This window comes from Jiella sonneratiae, assembly GCF_017353515.1.
In the GTDB taxonomy this organism is placed as follows: domain Bacteria; phylum Pseudomonadota; class Alphaproteobacteria; order Rhizobiales; family Rhizobiaceae; genus Jiella; species Jiella sonneratiae.
Map to the genome: position 1 here is coordinate 1 of NZ_JAFMPY010000011.1, position 22,076 is coordinate 22,076.

General features: G+C 68.9%; 20 protein-coding genes. 11 read left to right on the top strand and 9 right to left on the bottom strand.

Going from position 1 to position 22,076, the window contains the following annotated elements; translation table 11 throughout:
* Positions 1 to 864 (top strand): polysaccharide biosynthesis/export family protein (locus J1C47_RS12165; protein ID WP_207351041.1); only part of this gene is annotated, 864 nt, incomplete at its 5' end.
* 109 nt (positions 865 to 973) lie between these two features.
* On the opposite strand, the gene J1C47_RS12170 is transcribed toward J1C47_RS12165, so the two are convergent.
* The 8 genes from J1C47_RS12170 to J1C47_RS12205 form a co-directional block, all read right to left on the bottom strand.
* Positions 974 to 2,092, bottom strand: coding sequence for an FAD-dependent oxidoreductase (locus tag J1C47_RS12170; RefSeq protein WP_207351042.1), 1,119 nt, complete (start codon positions 2,090 to 2,092; stop codon positions 974 to 976).
* 96 nt (positions 2,093 to 2,188) lie between these two features.
* The gene (locus J1C47_RS12175) at positions 2,189 to 2,374 is read right to left on the bottom strand and encodes a hypothetical protein (protein ID WP_207351043.1); all 186 of its coding nucleotides are present in this window, start codon (positions 2,372 to 2,374) and stop codon (positions 2,189 to 2,191) included.
* The gene (cysN, locus tag J1C47_RS12180) at positions 2,371 to 4,101 is read right to left on the bottom strand and encodes a sulfate adenylyltransferase subunit CysN (protein ID WP_207351044.1); all 1,731 of its coding nucleotides are present in this window, start codon (positions 4,099 to 4,101) and stop codon (positions 2,371 to 2,373) included. Before cysN ends, J1C47_RS12175 begins: the two co-directional genes overlap by 4 nt.
* Positions 4,101 to 5,183, bottom strand: a complete 1,083-nt coding sequence (gene cysD / locus J1C47_RS12185) for a sulfate adenylyltransferase subunit CysD (RefSeq protein ID WP_207351045.1) — start codon at positions 5,181 to 5,183, stop codon at positions 4,101 to 4,103. The genes cysN and cysD overlap by 1 nt, the downstream gene beginning before the upstream one ends.
* 774 nt (positions 5,184 to 5,957) lie before the next feature.
* The gene (locus J1C47_RS12190; protein WP_207351046.1) at positions 5,958 to 6,704 is read right to left on the bottom strand and encodes a phosphoadenylyl-sulfate reductase; all 747 of its coding nucleotides are present in this window, start codon (positions 6,702 to 6,704) and stop codon (positions 5,958 to 5,960) included.
* Complete coding sequence (locus J1C47_RS12195; RefSeq protein ID WP_207351047.1) at positions 6,701 to 7,216, bottom strand: DUF934 domain-containing protein; 516 nt, start codon at positions 7,214 to 7,216, stop codon at positions 6,701 to 6,703. The genes J1C47_RS12190 and J1C47_RS12195 overlap by 4 nt, the downstream gene beginning before the upstream one ends.
* The gene (locus J1C47_RS12200; protein ID WP_207351048.1) at positions 7,216 to 8,904 is read right to left on the bottom strand and encodes a nitrite/sulfite reductase; all 1,689 of its coding nucleotides are present in this window, start codon (positions 8,902 to 8,904) and stop codon (positions 7,216 to 7,218) included. The genes J1C47_RS12195 and J1C47_RS12200 overlap by 1 nt, the downstream gene beginning before the upstream one ends.
* Before the next feature lie 84 nt (positions 8,905 to 8,988).
* Positions 8,989 to 9,339 carry a DUF2849 domain-containing protein gene (locus J1C47_RS12205; RefSeq protein ID WP_207351049.1) on the bottom strand — a complete coding sequence of 117 codons (351 nt, stop codon included), beginning with the start codon at positions 9,337 to 9,339 and terminating at the stop codon, positions 8,989 to 8,991.
* Between the two features lie 419 nt (positions 9,340 to 9,758).
* On the opposite strand from J1C47_RS12205, the gene J1C47_RS12210 reads away from it, so the two are divergent.
* Entirely contained in the window at positions 9,759 to 10,985 is a 1,227-nt protein-coding gene (locus tag J1C47_RS12210) for an ABC transporter substrate-binding protein (protein ID WP_207351050.1), read from the top strand.
* Between the two features lie 272 nt (positions 10,986 to 11,257).
* Here the strand turns inward: J1C47_RS12210 and J1C47_RS12215 are convergent, their stop codons facing one another.
* The gene (locus J1C47_RS12215) at positions 11,258 to 12,511 is read right to left on the bottom strand and encodes a ubiquinone biosynthesis hydroxylase (protein WP_207351051.1); all 1,254 of its coding nucleotides are present in this window, start codon (positions 12,509 to 12,511) and stop codon (positions 11,258 to 11,260) included.
* Between the two features lie 170 nt (positions 12,512 to 12,681).
* Here J1C47_RS12215 and tesB point away from each other — a divergent pair, with 170 nt between their 5' ends.
* The 9 genes from tesB to J1C47_RS12260 all read left to right on the top strand — a co-directional run bounded on the left by tesB (position 12,682) and on the right by J1C47_RS12260 (position 22,074).
* On the top strand, positions 12,682 to 13,545 hold the full coding sequence (tesB, locus tag J1C47_RS12220) for an acyl-CoA thioesterase II (protein WP_207351052.1): 864 nt from the start codon (positions 12,682 to 12,684) through the stop codon (positions 13,543 to 13,545).
* Between the two features lie 240 nt (positions 13,546 to 13,785).
* On the top strand, positions 13,786 to 14,130 hold the full coding sequence (locus tag J1C47_RS12225; RefSeq protein ID WP_207351053.1) for a nucleotidyltransferase family protein: 345 nt from the start codon (positions 13,786 to 13,788) through the stop codon (positions 14,128 to 14,130).
* Positions 14,131 to 14,255: 125 nt separating this feature from the next.
* On the top strand, positions 14,256 to 14,618 hold the full coding sequence (locus tag J1C47_RS12230) for a ribonuclease toxin HepT-like protein (RefSeq protein WP_207351054.1): 363 nt from the start codon (positions 14,256 to 14,258) through the stop codon (positions 14,616 to 14,618).
* Between the two features lie 182 nt (positions 14,619 to 14,800).
* Positions 14,801 to 15,160 (top strand): hydroxyisourate hydrolase, encoded by a 360-nt coding sequence (gene uraH / locus J1C47_RS12235; RefSeq protein ID WP_207351055.1) that lies wholly within the window; start codon positions 14,801 to 14,803, stop codon positions 15,158 to 15,160.
* Complete coding sequence (gene xdhA / locus J1C47_RS12240) at positions 15,160 to 16,668, top strand: xanthine dehydrogenase small subunit (RefSeq protein WP_207351056.1); 1,509 nt, start codon at positions 15,160 to 15,162, stop codon at positions 16,666 to 16,668. The genes uraH and xdhA overlap by 1 nt, the downstream gene beginning before the upstream one ends.
* A complete protein-coding gene (gene xdhB, locus J1C47_RS12245; RefSeq protein WP_207351057.1) occupies positions 16,668 to 19,085 on the top strand; it encodes a xanthine dehydrogenase molybdopterin binding subunit in 2,418 nt (805 codons plus the stop codon). The genes xdhA and xdhB overlap by 1 nt, the downstream gene beginning before the upstream one ends.
* Positions 19,085 to 19,306, top strand: coding sequence for a type II toxin-antitoxin system HicB family antitoxin (locus J1C47_RS12250; RefSeq protein WP_207351058.1), 222 nt, complete (start codon positions 19,085 to 19,087; stop codon positions 19,304 to 19,306). Before xdhB ends, J1C47_RS12250 begins: the two co-directional genes overlap by 1 nt.
* Before the next feature lie 273 nt (positions 19,307 to 19,579).
* The gene (xdhC, locus tag J1C47_RS12255; RefSeq protein ID WP_207351059.1) at positions 19,580 to 20,401 is read left to right on the top strand and encodes a xanthine dehydrogenase accessory protein XdhC; all 822 of its coding nucleotides are present in this window, start codon (positions 19,580 to 19,582) and stop codon (positions 20,399 to 20,401) included.
* A gap of 71 nt (positions 20,402 to 20,472) precedes the next feature.
* Positions 20,473 to 22,074 carry an ABC transporter ATP-binding protein gene (locus J1C47_RS12260; RefSeq protein WP_207351060.1) on the top strand — a complete coding sequence of 534 codons (1,602 nt, stop codon included), beginning with the start codon at positions 20,473 to 20,475 and terminating at the stop codon, positions 22,072 to 22,074.
* Positions 22,075 to 22,076 lie beyond the last annotated feature (2 nt).

Sequence of the window (22,076 nt, forward strand, 5' to 3'; positions counted from 1 at the left end):
CATCTGCCGGCCCAGCAGGTCGCCCGCGACGGCTCGATCACCATCCCCTATGCCGGGCGCATCCGCGTCGCCGGCTCGACGGCGGCGACCGTCGAGAAAAGGATCGTCGCCGCCCTGAAGGACCGGGCGATCGAGCCGCAGGCCGTCGTCGCGGTGTCGCAGGGCAATTCGACGACGGTGACGGTGACCGGCGATGCGATCGGCGGCGCCTCGGTGCCGATCCCGACCTCGGGGCTGAAGATCCTCGACCTGATTGCGAGGGTCGGCGGGCCGAAGACGCCGATCTACGAGACCGCGGTGTCGCTGACCCGCGGCGGGCGGACGGTGCAGATGCCGTTCTCCGAACTCGTCGACGATCCGACCGAGGACGTCTATGTGCGCCCCGGCGACGTCGTGCTCATGACCCGCCAGCCGCGCACCTATGTGGCGCTTGGGGCGACGGGGCGCAGCGACCAGCTGCCGCTGCAGGGCTACGAGATGTCGCTCGCCGAGGCGCTGGCGCAGGTCGGCGGGCTCAATCCGGCGCTCGCCAATCCGATGGGGGTCTTCGTCCTCAGGCGCGAGGCGGGGGCGGAGATGCTCGCCCGCTACGAGGGCGAGGCGTTCAAGCACAGCGATCCGGGCGATCCGGAGGCGACGCGGCTGACCGGCCAGGTGCCGGTGGTCTACCGCTTCAACCTGCGCGAACCGTCCGGGCTGATCTTTGCCCAGGACTTCAAGATCCGCTCCGGCGACATGGTCTATGTCGCGACCGCTCCCTACGTCCCGGTCAAGCAGGTCTTCGACGCCTTCAACGGCGTGGTAACCCCGGCGCTGAGCGCCGTTAATACGGCCGCGGTAGCCGCAATCCGGCTCAATCAGTAGGCGGGGCTCGGCGAGCCGGGCCGATCCGTCACGGACCGGCCTTGGTCTTCCCGCGGCCGGCCCCCGGCGCATCGCGGCCGGCCCGCGTCCCGCGGCGGCGCTCCTTGTGTCAGCGCGCCGAGAACCGGTCGACGAAGCCGCGGTCGATCCAGTCCTTCAGCCGGAAGGCGATGCTGGACTGCAGTGCCAGCCGGCCCCTGACGGCGATGGCATCGCCGTCGGAAAGCGCCAGCAGCATCAGATGCGCCTTCTGGGCGCGGTATCGCCGCAGCGGCCGGCCGAGCGCCGCGCGGCGCAGGTTTTCGGCGAGCACCACGCCTTCGCGGACGGCGAAGACGCCGGCCTTCGGCCGTTCCTGCCCGAGAAGCCCGACGCAGTCTCCGGCGCCGAAGATGCGATCGTCGCTCGCGCTCTCAAGGGTCGGGCGAACGGCGAGGAACCCCCCGCCGTCGACGGCAAGGCCGGCGTCACGGAACAGCGCCGGCGCTGCGGCGGCCGTCGTCACGATCGCTTCGTCGGCATCGATCTGTCGCCCGTCGTCGAGAACGACCCGGCCCGGTCCGATCGACGCCACCCGTGCGCCCTCGATGCAGCCGATGCCGGCATCTTGCAGCGAATGCCGGGCAAGTCGGCGCGCCCGCTCCGGCAGGCCGGCGAGCAGCGTCGTGCCGGCGGCGAGGGTGATCGCGACATTGTGTCCTTTGCACGCCGCCGAAAAATTCGCGCGCCGTCTGAGGGCCTGGGCGAGTTCGAAGCCGGCAGGCCCGCCCCCGACGACCGCGAGGTGGCGGATGCGGCCGTCATCGAGGCCGTCGACGAGGCGTTCGAAACGTTGCCGGAAGGTCGAGATCGGCTTGACGAGGAGGCCATGGGCCTCGGCGCCGCCGATGGCGGAAACGTCGGGGACGATGCCGATGTCGAGGGAGAGCAGGGAGTAGGGGATCGGCGGGTGCCCCTCGACGGCGACCTCGCGCCGGCCGCAGTCGATCGCCGTCGCCGCAGCGTGGATGAAGCGCGCCCCGGCCCGTCCGGCCAGACGCTGAAGGTCGATCTCGCCGGCGTCGATCGGATACTGGCCGGACACCCGCCCGGGCAGCATGCCGGAATAGGGCGCGAAGGCTTCCCTCGCGACGAGGGTCAGCCGGACGTCGTCGAGCGGCCTCTTCGCAAAGGCTTCGAGGACGAAGAGATGGGCGTGGCCGCCGCCGACGAGGACGATGTCGTGCATCGCCCGGCTATCGCCGATGCCTCGCCGGCCGGCAAGGCGCCGCGACGATGCGTCCCAAGCCTGCCGACGAAGCGTCGTCGGATCGCCGGCCGGTAGTCAGCCGACGAAACCGCAGATCAATGCGGTGCAGAGGATCACCGCCGCTGCGAGCTGCATCAGTTCCAGCACCGGGAACGGCCGCCGGTAATGGCGCCGGTCGCCGCCGATCGGCCGGAAATCCGCCCGCTGCCGGTCCCCGGCGTCCGGCAAGCGCTGCTCCCCCGTCGCCGTGCAGCAGGTCATATGCCGCCTCCCGCGTCGACGATGCTCGGATCGGCGGAGCTTGCCTCCGGCACACGATGGGCGCCGAAGGCGACGGCGAGAAACGGCCGGATCAGGAAGTCGAGGACGGCGATCATCGGCACGAGGGCGAGCGGCATCTGAAAGAGCAGCGCCAGGAGGCCGACCAGCACCGAACCAGCGATCCGGGCGCGGATCTTCGCCCGCCGGTGCGCGGCGTCGCCGCGCGCCGCCTCTCCGAGCCAGAGACGCCCGATCGTCGCAAGGCCCGGCCCGGCCTCGGAAGAGCTCTCGGTCGAGGCGGCATTCTGAGGTCCGGCGACGCCGCGAACCACGCCGAGCGCCACCGTCTCGTTGGTCACCGGATCGATCAGGATGAACGCGCCGAGCTCACAGTTTTCGGCATAGGGCAGCGCGACGACCGGCCGTTCGGCGGTGATCGTCACCTTGCCGATCTCGTTCATCGACAGGGCGTCGGCGGGCTTTTCCTCGTAGGAATGGATGTCGATCGTCGCATCGAGGTGGCTGAGCGCCGCCGGCGTCTGCGTCGTGCCGAGCTTGAGAATCAGCCGTGCGCCCTGCACCAGGGGCCGGTTCGCCATCCAGAGGACGTCGCCGGAAAGCCGGCGCGACACCCCGGCTGCCGCCGCCTCCGCCACCAGCACGTCGCCGCGCGAGACGTCGATCTCGTCTTCGAGCGTGACGGTGACCGCCTCGCCCGCCTCGGCGCTCTCGACCGCGCCGTCCGGCCCGTGGACGCCCCTGACCCGGCTGCGGCCGCCCGAGGGCAGAGCGACGACGGCGTCGCCCTTCTGAACCCTGCCGCCGGCGATCGAGCCGGCAAAGCCGCGGAAGTCGAGATTCGGCCGGTTCACCCACTGCACCGGCAGCCGGAACGGCTCGGCCGCGGCGTCGAAGGTTTCCGGCTGGGCGGATTCGAGGCGCTCGAGCAGCGTCTCGCCATCATACCAGGGCGTGTTCGGCGAGCGCGTCGCGACGTTGTCGCCCTTCTTCGCCGAGACCGGAACGAAGGTCACGTCGGTGAAGCCGAGCGCCGGCAGGATCGCCCGGTAGCCCTCTCTGATCTCCTCGAAGCGTTGCTCGGAAAAGTCGACGAGGTCCATCTTGTTGATCGCGACGATCACCGACTTGATGCCGACCAGCGAGGTGATGAAGGAGTGCCGGCGGGTCTGCGGCAGGATGCCCTTGCGCGCGTCGACCAGGATCACCGCGAGCTCGGCCTGCGAGGCGCCCGTCGCCATGTTGCGGGTGTACTGCTCGTGGCCCGGCGTGTCGGCGATGATGAAGGCGCGGCCCGGCGTCGAGAAGTAGCGGTAGGCGACGTCGATGGTGATGCCTTGCTCGCGCTCGGCCGACAGACCGTCGACGAGCAGTGCGAAATCGAGCTCCTCGCCGGTGGTGCCGAACTTTTTCGAGTCGCGCCGCAACGCCTCCATCTGGTCGTCGAAGACGGCATTGGTCTCGAAAAGCAGCCGTCCGATCAGCGTCGACTTGCCGTCGTCGACCGAGCCGCAGGTGATGAAGCGCAAGAGCGAGGCGGCCGGCGAGGCGACCGGCCGCATCGCCTCCCGCGGGTCGATCGCCGCGCCGGCGGCGGCGGCGTCAGGCGCCGGCCCGGCGAAGGTCTCGTCTTCGAGGGCTGCGGGCGTCGAGCCCTGGGCGAGGTCGGCCTCGTCGGGAAGGCGGCGGGCGGAAATGGCGCTGTTCATCAGAAATAGCCTTCCTGCTTCTTTTCTTCCATCGAGGCGCCGGAATCCTGGTCGATCACCCGGCCCTGGCGTTCCGAGACCCGCGAGCCGCGCATTTCCGCAATCACGTCGTCAAGGGTCGCTGCCGTAGATTCGACCGCGCCGGTGAGCGGGTAGCAGCCGAGGGTGCGGAAGCGGACCATCATGGTCTCGACGCTCTCGCCCGGCCTGAGTTCCATCCGCTCGTCGTCGCGCATGATCAGCGCGCCGTCGCGCCTGACGATCGGGCGCGGCGCAGCGAAATAGAGCGGCACGACGGGGATGTTCTCGATGGCGATGTAGTCCCAGACGTCCTGCTCGGTCCAGTTCGACAGAGGGAAGACCCGGAAGCTCTCGCCCTTCCTCTTGCGGGTGTTGAACAGCCGCCAGGGCTCGGGCCGCTGGTTCTTGGCGTCCCACCTGTGTTCCGGCGTCCTCAGCGAGAACACCCGTTCCTTGGCCCGGCTCTTCTCCTCGTCGCGCCGGGCGCCGCCGAAGGCCATGTCGAACCGGTACTTGTCGAGCGCCTGCTTCAGCGCCTCGGTCTTCATCACGTCGGTGTGGACGCGCGAGCCCGAGGCGAACGGGTTGATCCCGGCCCGCAGACCCTCCTGGTTGGTGTGGACGATGAGGTCGAGGCCGAGGTCCCGCGCGATCTTGTCGCGAAACGCGATCATCTCGCGGAACTTCCAGGTCGTGTCGACATGCAGCAGCGGGAAGGGCGGCTTTCCCGGGCGAAAGGCCTTCATGGCAAGATGCAGCATCACCGCCGAATCCTTGCCGATCGAATAGAGCATCACCGGATTCTCGGCGCCCGCCGCCGCCTCGCGGATGATGAAGATCGACTCGGCCTCGAGCCGCTGCAGGTGGGTCATGTGCTTCATGGGGGAAGCCTTCGTGTTCGTATGGGAGGCGCCGCGCCGCTCTTCGGCGCGGCCGCCTGCCGACCAGACTTGGCGCCGACGGTCCGGCGCCGGGATTGATGTCGTCGTCCGCGGGTTCGTCCCGGAGATCTCCTGCCTTTCAATCGAAGGTCCGGCCGTCGGCGCCCGGCCAACCGGCATCGCCTCTGGAGCGGACGCGCCGGTCGATCATCGGGGCAAGCCCGAGGATGACGCCGCGGAGTGGGTCTCGCCGCCCTGCGTGGTGGGGGGCTGCCGGACATCCCGGCGCCCCTCGCCCTTCGAGGCTCGTTCCGCTCGCACCTCAGGATGAGGGGCTACGGAGAGGCCGCGTTCTCTCCCGCCTTCGTCATCCCGGGCTTGACCCGGGATCCATGCCAAACCGGTCGAGCCGCCGGGTCGCGTGAGACCCAAGGCTGTCTTTCGGACCGGACCGGACCGCCGCCGTCGAGACGTCGGGCCCGGGTCATGCCCGGTGGGACGACGAGGCGTTGATATTGGCGCCTCGCGCCCCTCGCCCTTCGAGGCTCGCGTCGCTCGCACCTCAGGATGAGGGGCTATGAGAGGCCGCGCCGCTTCCGCCCCGCTAAGCGCGCACCTCGGGATGAGGGGCGACGGAAAGGCCGCGACGCCTCCGTTTGTCGTCATCCCGGGCTTGACCCGGGATCCATTCCAAACCGGTCGGGCCGCCAAATCGGCTTCGGTTCGCCCCTCATTCTGGACCAAACCATCGCGTTGCCGCGATGGCATGGATCCCGGGTCAAGCCCGGGACCACGAAGCTTACAGGCTTGCGCCCCTTGCCCTTCAAGGCTCAGTCCTCAGGATGAAGGCCCTTGAAGGGCTGTGGCCTGGGCGAAATGCTGAGCGCCACGCGTTTCCCCTCATCCTGAGGTGCAAGCGCAGCGAGCCTCGAAGGACGCGGGCGTCACACCCGCTCAGATCCCCGCGCCTTCGCTCACCATCGTCCGGTCCGGCAGGTGCAGGCCGCATTCGCGCTTGACGTCGTCCTCCCACCACCAGCGGCCGGCACGTTCCGGCTCGCCCGGCTGGATCGCCCGGGTGCAGGGAGCGCAGCCGATCGACAAAAAGCCCTTGTCGTGCAGCGCGTTGACCGGCACGCCGTGGTCGTCGCAGAAATGCGCGATCTTCTCGCGCGAGAGGTCGAGGAGAGGGTTCGCCTTGATCAGCTTCTTCTGCGTCTCGTAGCTCGCGAACGGCATCGACAGCCGGTTCTGCGACTGGTCGCCCCTCAGCCCCGTCACCCAGGCCGCCGCGCCGTCGAGCGCCCGGCCGAGCGGCTCGATCTTCCTGACGCCGCAGCAGGCCAGGCGGAATTCCTTGGCGTAGTAGAAGCCGTCGATCCCCTGGTCGTCGACGAGGGTCTCGAGCGCCTCGGCCTGCGGATATTTCGCGTGGATGCGCTTGCCGTATTTCTCTTCGGTTCGGCGCCAGACGTCGTAGCTTTCCGGAAACAGCCGGCCCGTGTCGAGCGTGACGACGTCGATCTTGATGTCGTTGCCGAAGATCAGATGGGTCAGCATCTGGTCTTCCAGCCCGAGGCTCGTCGTGAAGACGATGCGGCCCTTGACCTTTTCGCGCAGGGTCTTCAGCCGATCGAGCGGCGACATTTCGGCAAATTCGGCGTCGAGCGTCGTTGCGAGGAGAGTGGGATCCTGGATCATCGGGTGGCCCCTTTGCGGGCAGTGAGGCGCTGTTGGAGGATGCTCGGCTCCGTCCCGTAGCCGGTCTGGTAGTGGACGCTCATCGTCTCTTTGGCGGCGAGCCACTGCTGCACCGGCTGGCGATTGGCCATGGTCTCGGGCAGTTCCACCTCGGTGAAGCCGCAGGCGAGCGCATCGGCGAACTGGTCGGCGATCAGCGGCCCCGAGGCGCGCAGCGTTCCCGCGAAGCCCTCGCGCCGGATCTTCCTGGCGAGCGAGAAGCCGCGCCCGTCGGAAAAGCCCGGAAACTCGACGGCGACGAGGGCGGCTGCGGCGAGATGCGGCCGGATCTCGTCGATCGACGTCGCGCCGGGCACCGAAATCCCCGTCTCGGCCCCCGGCCGCTTCGCCAGATAGTCGGCGGCGACCGGTAGCGGCACCAGAACCGGGCCCTCGGCCGCAAGCGCCGCCTCGAGCGTGTCTGCGCGGGTGAAGCGGTCCTCGGCCGCGCCGTCTTCGGTGATCAGCGTCATTATTCCGCGGCCTCGCTGGCTGGCGCCCGGTCGTCGAGGAAGCTGGCGAAACCGGCCTTGAACGGCTCGATGCCGGCCCGGCGCACGGTCTCGATGAAGCTTTCCCCGCCTTCCCGTTCGGCGAGATAGGTTTCGACGATCGCCTCGATCGCCGCCGGCACGTCCTCGGCGTCGATGCCGGGGCCGAGCCGCTCGCCCAGCGCCGCATGTTCGCTCGCGTCGCCGCCGACGGTGATCTGGTAGTTCTCGCGCCCGCCCTTTTCGAGGCCGAGAATGCCGATCGCGCCGACATGGTGATGGCCGCAGGCATTGATGCAGCCGGAGATCTTGATCGGCAGTTCGCCGATTGCCGCTTGGCGCTTCTCGTCGGCGAAGGTCTTGGCGATCGCCTGGGCGATCGGGATCGACTTCGCCGTCGCCAGCGCGCAGTAGTCGAGGCCGGGGCAGGCGATGATGTCGGTGATCAGGCCGGCATTCGCCGAAGCGAGGCCGGCGGCCTTCAGCGCCGCGAACACCGCCGGCACGTCGTCTTTTCTGACATGCGGCAGGACGAGGTTCTGGCTGTGCGTCACCCGGAACTCGTCGAAGGAGTAGGTCTCGGCGAGGTCGGCGAAGGCCCGCATCTGCGCCGCGCTCATGTCGCCCGGCACCGCGCCGATCTCCTTCAGCGCGATGGTCAGCGCGATGTAGCCCGGCTGCTTGTGGGCAAAGCCGTTCTGCGCGACGAAGCGGTCGAGCGCCGGGTCCGCCGCCCGGGCCGCGTCGAGCACCGCGGAGGTCTCGGGCAGCGTCGCGTAGGCCGGCGGCGCGAAATAGGCGGCGATCCGCCGGACTTCCTCGTCCGGCGCGTTGATCGTCGGGCCGTCGAGCCTGGCATACTCCTCCTCGACCCGGGCGCGGAATTCCTCCTCGCCGGTCTCGTGGACCAGGATCTTCACCCTGGCCTTGAACTTGTTGTCGCGGCGGCCCTCCGAATTGTAGACCCGCATGACGGCTTCGAGATAGGCGAGCAGTTCGTCCTTCGGCAGGAACTCGCGGATCACCTTGCCGATCATCGGGGTGCGGCCGAGGCCGCCGCCGACGATGACCTCGTAGCCGACGGCGCCGGCGGCATCCCGCTTCAGCTTCAGGCCGATGTCGTGGACCTTGATCGCCGCGCGGTCGTGGCTCGCGCCGGTCACGGCGATCTTGAACTTCCGCGGCAGCCAGACGAATTCCGGATGGAGGCTCGACCACTGGCGGATGAGTTCCGCGGTCGGGCGCGGATCCTCCACCTCGTCCGCGGCGACGCCGGCGAACTGGTCGGAGGTGACGTTGCGGATGCAGTTGCCGGAGGTCTGGATGCAGTGCATCTCGACGTCGGCGAGAAGGCCGAGGATGTCCGGCACGTCCTTCAGCTTCGGCCAGTTGAACTGCAGGTTCTGGCGCGTGGTGAAGTGGCCGTAGCCCTTGTCGTAGGTCTCGGCGATATGGGCGAGCTGGCGCAGCTGCCTCGAATTCAGCGTGCCGTAGGGAACGGCGATCCGCAGCATGTAGGCGTGGAGCTGCAGATACAGCCCGTTCTTCAGCCTGAGCGGCTTGAATTCGTCCTCCGACAGCGACCCGTCGATCCGGCGCTCCACCTGCCCGCGGAACTGGGCGACGCGTTCGCGCACGAAGCGTTCGTCGAATTCGTCGTAGCGGTACATGGTTGTTCCTCGAAAAATTTGCGTCTTGCGAAGGGCGCCGCGCGGCCTCGGCCGGCGCCTCGAATTGGCCGGTCCGGCCGCGTCTTATTCGAGCGGCGCGAATTCCGCCTGCTTGCCCATGTCGGGATGGACGGAGGGGCCCTTCTGGCGCATCGCGTCGCGGAAGTGCCGGGCGATCGGCAGTCCCGCCTCGGAAAGGTCCACCGGAACGAGATAGGGGTCGATCACGGCGTTCGCCGCCGCGGCCGCCTTGCCCTCGGCCTCCATCGCCGCCGCGGTCTCGGCGTCGTGGGCGATCCGCGCCGCGGAGGGATCGCGGGTCCAGCCGGCCTTGCCGAGAAAGACCGTGTCGCCCTCGATGAGATGGCTCGCCATCAGGATCGCCGGCAGCTTGTCGCCGCGCACCTTCGATCCCGCCCGGTGGTCCTTCGCCATCGTCTCGCTCCCTTCCTGCCGGCAGCCGCCGCCGATGAGGGGCGAGGCCGGATGAATCTGGTAGCATTCTAGATAAGCCGGATCGCCCGGCCGATCACCGGCGGCCATTGCGGAGTGAGCGGGCGAAGCGAAACAGATTTGCCGGGGATGGCCGCGGGACGGGAAAATCGTCCGAAGGGCTCCCGGCGATCCCCGCCATCCGCCGATCGGGGCCAGTCTCCGCCACGTCGAACCGGCCGCATCCTTCCTTTCGCTCCGCTTCGTCGCTCTCGCTCTGCGGTTCGATTTGCCCTTGCGGCGGAACTCCGCCACTCTCCCCCCGGGCATCGTGCGGGCCGGGAAGCGGCGCGCGGCGTCGGCGGCAGGGAGGCCGCCGTCGCAAGGCCGGTGCCCGGACGTTCTTCGGGAGGAGACAGGGCATGAAATTTCTGACGACGGTTCTTCTGGCGGGTGCCGCGACGGCGCTTGCCGGTGCGGCGAGTGCCGCGGACGGCAAGGGGATCAGCGACGATGCCGTGAAGATCGGCATGATCCTCGACATGTCGGGCGCCTATTCCTCGATCGACGGCCAGGGCTCGGTCGCCGCCGTGCAGATGGCGATCGACGAAATGGGCGGAAAGGTCGCCGGCAAGCCGATCGAGCTGATGTCGGGCGACCACCAGAACAAGGCCGACATCGGCTCCAACATCGCCCGGCAGTGGGCCGATCAGGACCATGTCGACCTGATCCTCGGCGGGGCGAATTCCGGCGTCGGCATCGCGCTGCAGGGCATCACCGCCGAGAAAAACGTCGCCTACATCAACAACGGCGCGGCCTCGAACGCTTTGACCAACGAGAGCTGCGCACCGAAGACCGGGCTCCACTGGACCTACGACACCGACGCGCTCGCCAACGGAACCGCCGTCGCGATGGTGAAGGAGGGCAACAAGTCCTGGTACTTCATCACCGCCGACTACGCCTTCGGCCACAATCTCGAAAAGACCGCGGCCAACGCCGTCAAGGCGAATGGCGGCGAGGTGGTCGGCTCCGTCGCCGCGCCCTTCCCGACGCCGGACTTCTCGTCCTTCCTGTTGCAGGCGCAGGGCTCGGGCGCGCAGGTGATCGGTCTCGCCAATGCCGGAACCGACACCCAGAACTCGGTCAAGCAGGCGCAGGAGTTCGGCATCGTCTCGGGCGGCCAGAAGCTCGCCTCGCTGCTGCTCTTCATCTCCGACGTCGATGCCCTCGGCCTCGACGCGGCGCAGGGCCTGACGCTGACGACCGGCTTCTACTGGGATCTCGACGACGATACCCGGGCGTGGAGCGCGAAATACGAGGAGAAGACCGGCGCCAAGCCGTCGATGGTGCAGGCCGGCATGTATTCCTCGGCACTGCAGTATCTGAAGGCGGTCGAGGCCGCCGGCACCGACGATCCGGAAACGGTGATCGCCAAGCTGAAGGAGATGCCGATCGACGACGTCTTCGCCCGCAACGGCAAGGTCCGGGCCGACGGGCTGATGGTCCACGACATGTATCTCGCCCAGGTGAAGACGCCGGAGGAGAGCAAGGGCAAGTGGGACTATTACAACATCGTCCGCACGATCCCCGGCGACCAGGCCTTCCAGTCGATGGACAAGGGCAGCTGCGAGGCGGCGAAGAAGATGTGATGGAATGACGGAGCGGCCCGCGGGCTTGTCGGCCGCGGGCCGCGGCCCTGCCCGTCGGCGTTCGCCAGGATGCGGACGCATCGAAGCTTCGTCATCCCGGCCCCCGAGCCGGGATCCATTCCAAATCGTCGCCGCCGTAGTCGCTGCTGAATCGGATGACGGGCTTTCCTGACGCCGGCGAGGTGTGTTCGCCGCCGAGGAATGGATCCCGGGTCAAGCCCGGGATGACGAGGCGGCGCGGTCTGCGGCCGTCCTGATCGGCCCCGGCCGCCTCAGATCGCCTCGCCCTGCAGCAGCCGCGGGCTCGGCCCCTTGGTCAGCCCGGCCGCCTGCCCGATGAAGAAATCCTTCAGCGGCGGAGCGCGGTCGACGAGGGACAGGCCGAAGGAGCGGGCCATGCGCAGGACGGCGTTGTCGTTGGAGAACAGCCGGTTGAGGACGTCGGTGGTGACGCCCATCGACAGCGTGTCGAAGCGCCGCCAGCGCTGATAGGTTTCCAGCACGTCGAGGGCGCCGATGTCGAGCCCGCGGCGCTCGGCGTCGACCACCACCTCGGCAAGCGCCGCGGCGTCCTTGAAGCCGAGATTGAGGCCCTGGCCGGCGATCGGATGAATGCCGTGGGCGGCGTCGCCGGCGAGCGCGATGCGCGGGCGCACGAATTCGCGGGCGAGGGTGAGGCCGAGCGGAAACGCCCGTCGCGGGCCCTCGACGGTCAGGGCTCCGAGCCGGTGGCCGAAGCGCTGTTCGAGTTCGAGTTCGAACACCATGTCGTCGGCGGCGACCAGCCGCTCGGCCTCTCTGGTCGGCTCGGTCCAGACCAGCGACGAGCGATTGCCCTTCAAAGGCAGGATGGCGAAGGGGCCGGAGGGCAGGAAATGCTCCTCCGCCCGGCCCTCGTGCGGGCGCTCGTGGGCGACCGTCGCGACGATGCCGGACTGGCCGTAGTCCCAGTGCAGGGTGCGGATCCCCGCCATGTCGCGGACCGCCGACTTCACCCCGTCGCAGGCGACGAGCAGCCGCGCCGACAGCGCCGAGCCGTCCGAAAGCCGCACCTCGACATGGCCGATGCCTTCCGCGATGCCGCGCACCGCGACGCCCTGGCGGATCGAGATGCCGAGATCCGCGGCGCGCGCGCGCAGCGCCCCGTTCAGCCTGACGTTCGGCATCATGTGGGCGAAGGGCTCGCCCGGCCGCGCCTCGCCGCCGAAGGTGAGGAAGACCGGCCGGACGGCGTCGCCGGTCTTCGAATCCGTGACGATCATCTCGGTGATCGGCTGCGCCTCGGCCTCGATGGCGCGCCAGATGCCGAGCTGCGTCAGCATGCGCACCGCCGCGGCGGCGACCGCCGAGGCGCGGGTGTCCTTTTCCCACACGCCGTCCGGCGCGGCGTCGACGATGGCGACGGAAAGATGCGGCGCCGCCTCCTTGATCGCGACGGCGGTGGTGAGCCCCACATAGCCTGCCCCGGCGACGAGGATGTCGACCCTCTCGGCCCCCGGCTTCTGATCGAACGGCACGTCACTCATGATGCTTCCCGATGCTCTTCGTCTCGTTTCCGGTCGGCTGGCCCGTGCGCGACGTCCGGCGGGGCCGGCGCCGCATCGTCGGCGGCGCGATTTCTGACCCGCCGCCGGGCCTTTGCGATCCTTCGATGCACCAGCTACGAGGAACCCTGCATCGAGCGGAGTATCTATGGATGAGCGACCCGGTTGAACAGCTTCTGGCGATCCTCGACCTCGAAAAACTCGAGGAGGACCTTTATCGCGGCGTCAGCCCGGAATTCGGCTGGCAGCGCGTCTTCGGCGGCCAGGTAATCGCCCAGGCCCTCGCCGCCGCCATCCGCACGGTGCCGTCCGAGCGCGCCTGCCATTCGCTGCACGCCTATTTCATGCGGCCGGGCGACCCCGCCGTGCCGATCGTCTATACCGTCGACCGGATCCGCGACGGCGGCTCCTTCACGACGCGGCGCGTCGTCGCCCTGCAGCACGGGGCGGCGATCTTCTCGCTTTCGGCCTCGTTCCAGAAGCGCGAGCAGGGCTTCGAGCACCAGATCACCATGCCAAAGGTGCCGCGGCCCGAGGACCTGCCGCATGGCGAGGCACTGGAGGCGACGATCCTGAAGAACGCCTCGCCGGCGGTGCAGCGCTACTGGCAGCGGCCGCGGCCGATCGAGTTCCGCCCGGTGATCCTGAAGCACTACGTCTCGGGCGAGAAGCTCGAGCCCTACCAGCACATCTGGGTGCGCTGCCGCGGCGAGATCGGCGACGATCCGGTCAAGAACGCCGTCGTCCTCGCCTATCTCTCCGACATGACGCTGCTCGACACGGCGCTCTTCGCCCACGGCCTGTCGGTGTTCGACGAGAGCGTGCAGGCGGCGAGCCTCGACCATGCGATGTGGTTCCACCGGCCGGCGAAGGTCTCGGAATGGATGCTCTACACGCAGGATTCGCCGTCCTCCTCGGGCGGCCGCGGCCTCACCCGCGGGGCGCTCTACGCCCTCGACGGGACGCTCGTCGCCTCGGTCGCCCAGGAAGGGCTGATCCGCCCGCGGCGGGGGTAGAGCTAGTGGTCCGATTCCGACATTTGGTATCGCTTTGTCGAGACCGCGCAGCGGATGTCGGAATCGAAAGACCACTAGCCAACATTATGATCCTAGTGGATTTTCCGAATTTGACATTTGATACGACGCCTCACCCGATCGGGACTCAAATGTCAAATTCAATCCGCTAGCCGTGGGCGAGGCATTGCGCGACACTCCGCCCGAAGCGACAATGGCGCGGAGTGCCTGAGGGCCGGAGCGATGGAAGTCGAGACGATGGAAGTCACGACGATCGGGGAAAGAAGGGCGAACGAAGCCGAGCGGCGAAGGAAAGCCGCCGATGCCGTCGTTGCGGCCTTGGCACGCTACGCATCGCGACACGGTGGCCGCTTCGTCGTCTTCGGCTCCTACGTGTCGGGCACCATGCGCTTTGACAGCGACTTCGACGTGCTTCTGGACTTTCCCAAAGAGGCGAGCGCCGAGGCGTGGCGCTTCGTCGAGGAAGCCTGTGCGGAGCGGGACCTGCCGGTGGACATTCACGACGCATCGACGACGACCGTGGCCTTCGTCTCGCGCGTGTGCGCGGCGGGAATGATCGTCCCGTGAGCGATGCGCGTTGGATCGAGGTCGATGACGATGTCGCGGCTGCCTGCCGGCACTATGCCAGAGCGGCGGAACTCTTCGATCTCGGTGGTTTCGGCGACGAGGGGCTCGAGGGATATCGGGCGACGATGGCACTGATGCACGCCATGCAGTCGGCCCATACGTCCGTCGAAGCCGCCCTTGGGCGCATTCTCGAGATGCTGGGTGAAGAAGCGCCGGCCGGCGACCGCTCCCATGCCGATCTCGTCAGGCGCGTGGCGAGGCCCGTGGCGTCTCCCGGCCGGGGGCGCCCTGCGATCCTTTCCGCCGAGTTGGCCGCCGATCTCGATGAATCCCGCAGGTTCCGCCACCGCGCGAGCCATGACTACGACAATTTCGATCCGTCCCGGGCGCTGCCTGCGATGGCGGCGGCCCGGCGGCTGTCGGCAACACTGGCGGGTGCGATCGCGACGTTCCGCGAGATCGTCGACCCGCCGTCGCCGGACGCGTAGAATTCCGTCGGCAACTTTGGCCTGGCCAGGCTGACGCGAAGATCGGCGGGTCCGTTGTTCGTCGCTTGGGGAGAAGCACCCGGGCAGCCGACGAAGAGACCACGAACCGGCCGCTTGCACATGCCTCGCCCGACGTTGCACACTGCTTGACCGTATGGTCAAATTTCACCGAAGGAGCGTTCATGCCGGATGCGGCGCGGCTCACGACCCATGTCCTCGACACCATGCACGGCCGGCCCGCCGCCGGGATCCGGATCGAGCTCGCGCGCTACGAGGGCGCTGCCGCCGCAACGGTGAAGACCGTCTCGACCAATGACGACGGGCGGGTCGACGCGCCGCTCCTTTCCGGGGACGAACTGCGGCCGGGTGAATACGGCCTGACCTTCTTCGTCGCGGACTATTTCCGCGCCGCCGGCGTCGCGCTCGCCGACCCGCCCTTCCTCGACGTCGTGCCGATCCGTTTCGGCATCGCCGGTCCCGCGCACTATCACGTGCCGCTCTTGATCTCCCCTTACGCCTATTCGACCTATCGGGGCAGCTGATGGCCGAGACACCGACTGCCGCGACACCGCCGAGCCGCCCGATCCGCTTCGTCCTGAACGGCGAGGCGCGTGAAGTCTCAGGCGCGAAGCCGACGACGACGCTGCTCGACCATCTCCGCCAGACCGAGCGCCTGACCGGCACCAAGGAAGGCTGCGCCGAGGGCGACTGCGGCGCCTGCACCGTGCTTCTCTGCGAGCCGGACGGAAGCGGCGGCATCGCCCGCCGCTCGGTCAATGCCTGCATCCAGTTCCTCCCGGCGATGAACGGCCGGGCGGTGGAGACGATCGAGCATCTCGGCCGCGATGGCCCGACGAAGCTGCAGACGGCGATGGTGGAAAGCCATGCCAGCCAGTGCGGCTTCTGCACGCCGGGCTTCGTCATGCAGCTCCATTCGGCCTGGCTCACCGGCGCGCTCGGCGACCGCCAGTCGGTCAAGGACGTCGTCTCCGGCAATCTCTGCCGCTGCACCGGCTACGGCCCGATCGTCGACGCTGGGCTCGCGATCGCCGGCGAGCCGGTGCCGGATACCGCCGGGGAGGATGCGGCGCTTTCGGCGCGGCTCACCGAGATGGAGGGTGCGGGCGTCTTCGCCTACGAGGCCTCCGGCGGGCGCTGGTTCACGCCGACCAGCGTCGACGACCTCGCCGACACCTACGCGGCGCACCCGGACGCCGTGCTCGTCGCCGGCGCGACGGACGTCGGCCTCTGGGTGACCAAACAGTATCGCGAACTGCCGCTCCTCATCGACGTCTCGAAGGTCCGCGACCTGATGATGATCGAGGAGCGGCAGGACAAGGTCTATCTCGGCGCCGCCGTGACCCACCGCACGGCGCGGCAGGTCCTCGCCTCGATCCACCCGGATCTCGGCGAAATGCTGCGCCGCTTTGCCGGCTATCAGATCCGCAACGCCGGCACGGTCGGCGGCAACATCGCCAACGGCTCGCCGATCGGCGACCTGCCGCCCTGCCTGATTGCGCTCGGGGCGCGGCTGTTCCTGAGAAAGGGCGACGACCTGCGCGTCGTGGCGCTCGAAGACTTCTTCATCGACTACGGCCGGCAGGACCGGGAAAAGGGCGAGTTCGTCGCCGCCGTCGAGGTGCCGCGGCTTTCCGACGACCAGCGCTTCTTCGCCCACAAGATCTCGAAACGCTTCGACTCGGACATTTCGGCGGTGATGGCGGCCTTCCGGCTGACATTTGCGGCGACGGGCGACGGCGCGGTGGTGAGCGAGGCGCGGCTCGCCTTCGGCGGCATGGCGGGAATCCCGAAGCGGGCGAAGGCGGCCGAGGCGGCGCTCGTCGGCCGGCCCTTCGACGCGGCTGCCGCGGAGGATGCGATGGCGGCGATGGCCGGCGACTTTGCGCCGCTCACCGACATGCGGGCTTCGAGCGGCTACCGGCTGAAGACCGCGCAGAACCTCCTGAAGCGCTTCCAGCTGGAGCATTCGGGCGTGGCCACCGCCCGAATCGCCGTCATCGGCCCTGACGCCCTCGAAGAGGTCGCGTGATGGACGAGACCAGGATCCAGGACCGCTCCGGCGCCGGCGGGCCGGGGCTCGCCGAACTCGACGAGCGCGCACCCTCGCACGCTCCCCGCATCAGGGGCGGCGTGGCGTCGCCGACGGTGCACGACAGCGGCCTGAAACACGTCACGGGCGCCGCCCGCTACACCGACGACGAGCCGGAACTGCCGGGGACGCTGCAGGTCTTCATCGCCATGTCGCCGAAGGCGCATGCGCGGATCACCCGGCTCGACCTTGCCGCCGTGGGTGATGCGCCGGGCGTCGCCGTGGTGCTGACCGCCGCGGACATTCCCGGCCAGAACGACTATTCCCCGGTCTTCGGCGACGATCCGATCTTCCCGCCGCTGACGGGAGACGGCGCGATCGTCCAGTATGTCGGCCAGCCGCTCTTTGCCGTCGCCGCCGAGACCGAGGGCGCCGCGCGCGCCGCGGCGAAGCTGGCGGTGGTGGAATACGAGGATCTGCCGGCGGCGGTCTCGATCGACGATGCCGTCACCCATGCCGACGAGGCGGGTGCGGACCTTTTGCCGGCCTACGAGATGCGGCTCGGCGACGTCGGGGCGGCGCTCGAAGCGGCCCCGGGGCGCGCCGGCGGCCGCGTCGAGGTCGGCGGCCAGGACCATTTCTATCTCGAAGGGCAGGTTGCCTATGCCGTGCCGATGGAGGACGGCGACGTATTCGTGCGTTCCTCCACCCAGCATCCCTCGGAGGTCCAGCACAACGTCGCCAAGATGCTCGGGCTTCCGGACCACGCGGTGACGGTGGAGCTTCGCCGCATGGGCGGCGGCTTCGGCGGCAAGGAGAGCCAGCCGGCGCTGTTCGCCGCCGTCGCGGCGCTCGCCGCGGTGAAGACCGGGCGACCGGCGAAATGCCGGCTCGACCGTGACGACGACATGGAGATGACGGGAAAGCGCCACGAGGTGCGGATCGACTACGATCTCGGCTTTGCCGAGGACGGGACGATTCTCGCCGCCGATTTCGCCCACGTCGTACGCTGCGGCTATTCCTCCGATCTTTCCGCCGCCATCGCCGACCGGGCGATGTTCCATGCCGACAACGCCTACGACCTCAAGGCCGCGCGCATCAATTCGCGCCGGCTGAAGACCCACACGGTCTCGAACACCGCCTTCCGGGGCTTCGGCGGGCCGCAGGGCATGGTCGGCATCGAGCGGGCGATGGACGAGATCGCCTTTCTGACGGGGCTCGACCCGCTCGACGTCAGGAAGCGCAACTTCTATCCGGCGGTCGGTGCGGAGCCGGCGACGACGCCCTACCACATGAAGGTCACCGACTGCGTCATCGGCGAGATCGTCGCGGAACTGGAGGCCTCGTCGGACTATCGCGCCCGGCGCGAGGCGGTGAAACGCTTCAATGCCGGAAGCGGGGTCCTCAAGAAGGGGCTGGCGCTGACGCCGGTGAAGTTCGGGATCTCCTTCACGACCACGCATCTCAACCAGGCCGGGGCGCTCGTCCACGTCTACAAGGACGGGTCGGTGCATCTCAACCACGGCGGCACCGAGATGGGGCAGGGGCTCTTCGTCAAGGTGGCGCAGGTCGTCGCCGAGGAGTTCCAGATCGATCTCGACCGGGTGAAGATCACCGCGACGACGACCGCCAAGGTGCCGAACACCTCGGCGACGGCGGCATCCTCCGGGTCGGACCTCAACGGCATGGCGGCGCAGGCGGCGGCGCGGACGATCAAGGACAGGCTGATCGCCTTTGCCGCGACGCGCTATCACGTCGCCCCCGATCAGGTGGTGTTCAAGCCGAACCGGGTTCTCGTCGGCAACATGGAGAAGCGCTTCTCGGACCTCGTCGGCGAGGCCTATCTCGCCCGCGTCTCGCTTTCCTCGACCGGCTTCTACGCGACGCCGGAGATCGACTACGACCGTGAAGCGGCGAGCGGCCGGCCGTTCTACTATTTCGCCTATGGGGCGGCATGCTCCGAGGTCGTCGTCGACACGCTGACCGGCGAATACCGGCTGCTCCGGGCGGACATCCTGCACGACGTCGGCAGGTCGCTGAACCCGGCGATCGACATGGGGCAGATCGAGGGCGGCTTCATCCAGGGCATGGGCTGGCTGACGACGGAAGAGCTCTGGTGGAACGACAAGGGCCGGCTGATGACCCACGCGCCCTCGACCTACAAGATCCCGACCGCCAACGACCGGCCCGACGACTTCAGGATCGCCATCTGGGAGAAGGGCGAGAACCGCTCCGAAACGGTCTATCGCTCGAAGGCCGTCGGCGAACCGCCCTTCATGCTGGCGATCTCGGTCTTCTCGGCGCTGACCGACGCGGTGATTGCGGCGGGCGAGGGGAAGGCGTTTCCGCGCCTCGACGCCCCGGCGACGCCCGAGCGGGTGTTGAAGGCGGTGGAGGAGGTGAGAGACGGGCTGTGATGGGCGACGCGATCAAGATCGACGGTCATGAAGCCAGGGTAGCGTTCGATCCGGAGATCGGGATGTTTCGCGGCGAGTTCCTAAATCTCCGGGGCGGGGCCGACTTTTATGCCTCGACCGAAGACGGGCTGGAGCAAGAGGGGCGAATTTCCCTGCAGGTCTATTTCGATCTTTGCTCCGAGTACGGCCTCGATGGGATGTCTGGCGGCCGAAAGGCCTGACGCAATGGCGCCGAGGCACCCCCCTCTGTCCTGCCGGACATCTCCCCCGCAAGGGGGGAGATTGAAGGCGTCGCTGCTTCCGCCTTTTGCTGAAACATCCCTGCCACGACGAACGCCGAATTCGAGGCAGCGGCGTTCGTGCGAGGTCGATCTCCCCCCTTGCGGGGGAGATGTCCGGCAGGACAGAGGGGGGTGCGCAGGGGCGCCGACTTGCGACCGTCTGGAAGCTTTTCGCTGTCGGGAAAAATCAGACGTCGGGCGGGCCTTACCCCGATGACCAGCCTCCTCGCAGCCGTAAAGACCGCGTTCGAACGGCGCGACGCCGCCGTCCTCGTCACCGTCGAGACCGCCCTCGGCTCCACCCCGCGCGAGGCGGGGGCGCGGATGCTGGTGACGGCGGGCGGGACCGCCGGCACGATCGGCGGCGGGCGGCTGGAATTCGATGCCATCGACAAGGCGCGGGCGATGATAGCCGCCGCCGAGGCCGAAGCGACGTGCGACGTGCCGCTCGGGCCGGAGATCGGCCAGTGCTGCGGCGGCCGCGTCGGCCTGTCCTTCCGGCGGATCGACGCGGCGGAGCTGGCGGCCATGGCCGAAGAGGAAGAGCGCCGGCGTGCTCGGCTCCCCGCCGTCCTGGTCTTCGGCGCCGGCCACACCGGCCGGGCTCTGGCGACGGCGCTTGCGCCGCTGCCGCTTGCCGTCAGCCTCGTCGATTCGCGGCCGGAGACGTTCGTCGGCCTGCCGGAAGGCCTGTCCACCGTCGCCGCCGCGATGCCGGAATCGCTGGTCGAGGGCGCGCCGCCGGGCGCCGCCTATGTCGTCATGACCCACGACCATTCGCTCGACTTCCTGATCGCCGCGGCAGCGCTCGCCCGGGCCGACGCCGCCTATGTCGGAATGATCGGGTCAGCGACCAAGCGCGCGCGCTTCCGGCGCCAACTGGAGGCGGAAGGACGCGCGGCCGACGCCGCCCGCCTGACCCTGCCGATCGGCGGCTCGGCCCTGCGCGACAAGCGCCCGGCGGTGATCGCGGCGCTGGCGGCGGGGGAGATCGTCACGTGCCTGTTAAAACGTCACCAAGAAACCCTGCCGTGAAGCTTGGCAGGGGGCTCTTCCGGATGCCATAGTGCCGAAGCAACATCGGGTTGAGGCAGGGACGGAGATCCATGGCGGGAGCGGCGGCGGCGCCACGTCTGGAATTGCGGGAGATCTCCAAGCGGTTTCCCGGCGTCGTCGCCAACGACGCCGTGTCCTTCCAGGTGCCGGCCGGCGCCATCCACGCGCTGCTCGGCGAGAACGGCGCCGGCAAGTCGACCCTCGTCAAGATCATCTACGGCGTCCAGCAGGCGGACGAGGGCGAGATCGCCTTCGATGGCAGGCCCGTTCACATCGGCTCGCCGCGCGAGGCGCGGGCCCTCGGCATCGGCATGGTGTTCCAGCATTTCTCGCTGTTCGAGGCGATGACGGTGCTCGAAAACATCGCGCTCGGCATGGACGAGCCGCCGCCGCGCGGCGAACTCGAGACGCGGGTGCGCGAGCTGCTCGATTCCTACGGCCTCGCCCTCGATCCGCACCGCCGCGTCCATACGCTTTCGGTGGGCGAGCGCCAGCGCATCGAGATCGTCCGGGCGCTGCTGCAGAATCCGAAGCTGCTGATCATGGACGAGCCGACCTCCGTCCTGACGCCGCAGGAGGTCGAACAGCTGTTCGGAACGCTCCGGCGCCTCGCCGCGGAGGGATGCTCGATCCTCTACATCTCCCACAAGCTGCACGAGATCAAAGCGCTGTGCGAATCGGCGACGATCCTTCGCGGCGGCAAGGTGGTGGCGAGCTGCGACCCGCGTGAGGAATCGGCCAGGTCCATGGCCGAGCTGATGATCGGCGGCTCCCTGAAGGACCTGTCCCAGAAATCCACCGGCGCGGCGGGCAAGGAGCGCTTCGTCGTGTCCGCACTCTCCGCCCCCGGTGAGCCGCCCTTCGGCACCAGCCTGAAGGACGTCTCCTTCATGGTGCGGGCCGGCGAGATCTTCGGCATCGCGGGCGTCGCGGGCAACGGCCAGAACGAGCTTCTCGCGGTGCTTTCCGGCGAGGAGCGGGCCGGGGTCACCGGCTCGATCCGCCTCGACGGGCGGGAGCTCGCCGCCCTCTCCGTCGGGGCGCGGCGCCGGGCGGGGCTCGCGACCTCGCCGGAAGAGCGCAACGGCCATGCCGCGGTGCCGGGCATGTCGCTCTCCGAAAACGCCCTCCTCTCGGCCCGCAGCCGCATGGGCCTTGCATCCGCCGGCGTCGTCCGGGCGGGCGCGACGAAAGCCTTCGCCGCAAAGGTGATCGAGGCCTTCTCGGTCAAGGCGACCGGCCCCGGCGCGGCCGCGGGCAGCCTTTCGGGCGGCAACCTGCAAAAATTCGTCATGGGCCGGGAGATCATGGAGAATCCGGCCGTCCTCGTCGTCTCCCAGCCGACCTGGGGCGTCGATGCCGGGGCGGCCTCCTTCATCCGCCAGGCGATGATCGACCTCGCGGCCGGCGGTGCCGCCGTCGTCGTCGTCAGCCAGGATCTCGACGAACTCCTCGAACTCTGCGACCGTCTCGCGGTGATCAACGAAGGGCGGCTGTCCGAGACGATGGACGTGACCGGCATCTCCATCGAGCGCGTCGGGCTCCTGATGGGCGGCATCCACGGCGGCGCCCACGCCGCCGGGCAGGCCGGCGCTGCGGCCGGGCATGACGGCCGTTCTCCGGCGCCGCGCCAGCCGGAGCCCGCCCTGTGAGC

Excerpts from the sequence above, each read along its gene's own strand:
- J1C47_RS12200 (WP_207351048.1), bottom strand. The coding sequence starts at position 8,904 with ATGTACCGCTACGACGAATTCGACGAACGCTTCGTGCGCGAACGCGTC.
- J1C47_RS12250 (WP_207351058.1), top strand. The coding sequence starts at position 19,085 with ATGGGCGACGCGATCAAGATCGACGGTCATGAAGCCAGGGTAGCGTTC.
- J1C47_RS12215 (WP_207351051.1), bottom strand. The coding sequence starts at position 12,511 with ATGAGTGACGTGCCGTTCGATCAGAAGCCGGGGGCCGAGAGGGTCGAC.
- xdhA (WP_207351056.1), top strand. The coding sequence starts at position 15,160 with ATGGCCGAGACACCGACTGCCGCGACACCGCCGAGCCGCCCGATCCGC.
- tesB (WP_207351052.1), top strand. The coding sequence starts at position 12,682 with ATGAGCGACCCGGTTGAACAGCTTCTGGCGATCCTCGACCTCGAAAAA.
- J1C47_RS12230 (WP_207351054.1), top strand. The coding sequence starts at position 14,256 with ATGGCACTGATGCACGCCATGCAGTCGGCCCATACGTCCGTCGAAGCC.
- J1C47_RS12260 (WP_207351060.1), top strand. The coding sequence starts at position 20,473 with ATGGCGGGAGCGGCGGCGGCGCCACGTCTGGAATTGCGGGAGATCTCC.
- J1C47_RS12195 (WP_207351047.1), bottom strand. The coding sequence starts at position 7,216 with ATGACGCTGATCACCGAAGACGGCGCGGCCGAGGACCGCTTCACCCGC.
- J1C47_RS12175 (WP_207351043.1), bottom strand. The coding sequence starts at position 2,374 with ATGACCTGCTGCACGGCGACGGGGGAGCAGCGCTTGCCGGACGCCGGG.
- uraH (WP_207351055.1), top strand. The coding sequence starts at position 14,801 with ATGCCGGATGCGGCGCGGCTCACGACCCATGTCCTCGACACCATGCAC.
- J1C47_RS12210 (WP_207351050.1), top strand. The coding sequence starts at position 9,759 with ATGAAATTTCTGACGACGGTTCTTCTGGCGGGTGCCGCGACGGCGCTT.
- J1C47_RS12205 (WP_207351049.1), bottom strand. The coding sequence starts at position 9,339 with ATGGCGAAGGACCACCGGGCGGGATCGAAGGTGCGCGGCGACAAGCTG.
- xdhC (WP_207351059.1), top strand. The coding sequence starts at position 19,580 with ATGACCAGCCTCCTCGCAGCCGTAAAGACCGCGTTCGAACGGCGCGAC.
- cysD (WP_207351045.1), bottom strand. The coding sequence starts at position 5,183 with ATGCCGGTTGGCCGGGCGCCGACGGCCGGACCTTCGATTGAAAGGCAG.
- xdhB (WP_207351057.1), top strand. The coding sequence starts at position 16,668 with ATGGACGAGACCAGGATCCAGGACCGCTCCGGCGCCGGCGGGCCGGGG.
- J1C47_RS12225 (WP_207351053.1), top strand. The coding sequence starts at position 13,786 with ATGGAAGTCGAGACGATGGAAGTCACGACGATCGGGGAAAGAAGGGCG.
- J1C47_RS12190 (WP_207351046.1), bottom strand. The coding sequence starts at position 6,704 with ATGATCCAGGATCCCACTCTCCTCGCAACGACGCTCGACGCCGAATTT.
- cysN (WP_207351044.1), bottom strand. The coding sequence starts at position 4,101 with ATGAACAGCGCCATTTCCGCCCGCCGCCTTCCCGACGAGGCCGACCTC.
- J1C47_RS12170 (WP_207351042.1), bottom strand. The coding sequence starts at position 2,092 with ATGCACGACATCGTCCTCGTCGGCGGCGGCCACGCCCATCTCTTCGTC.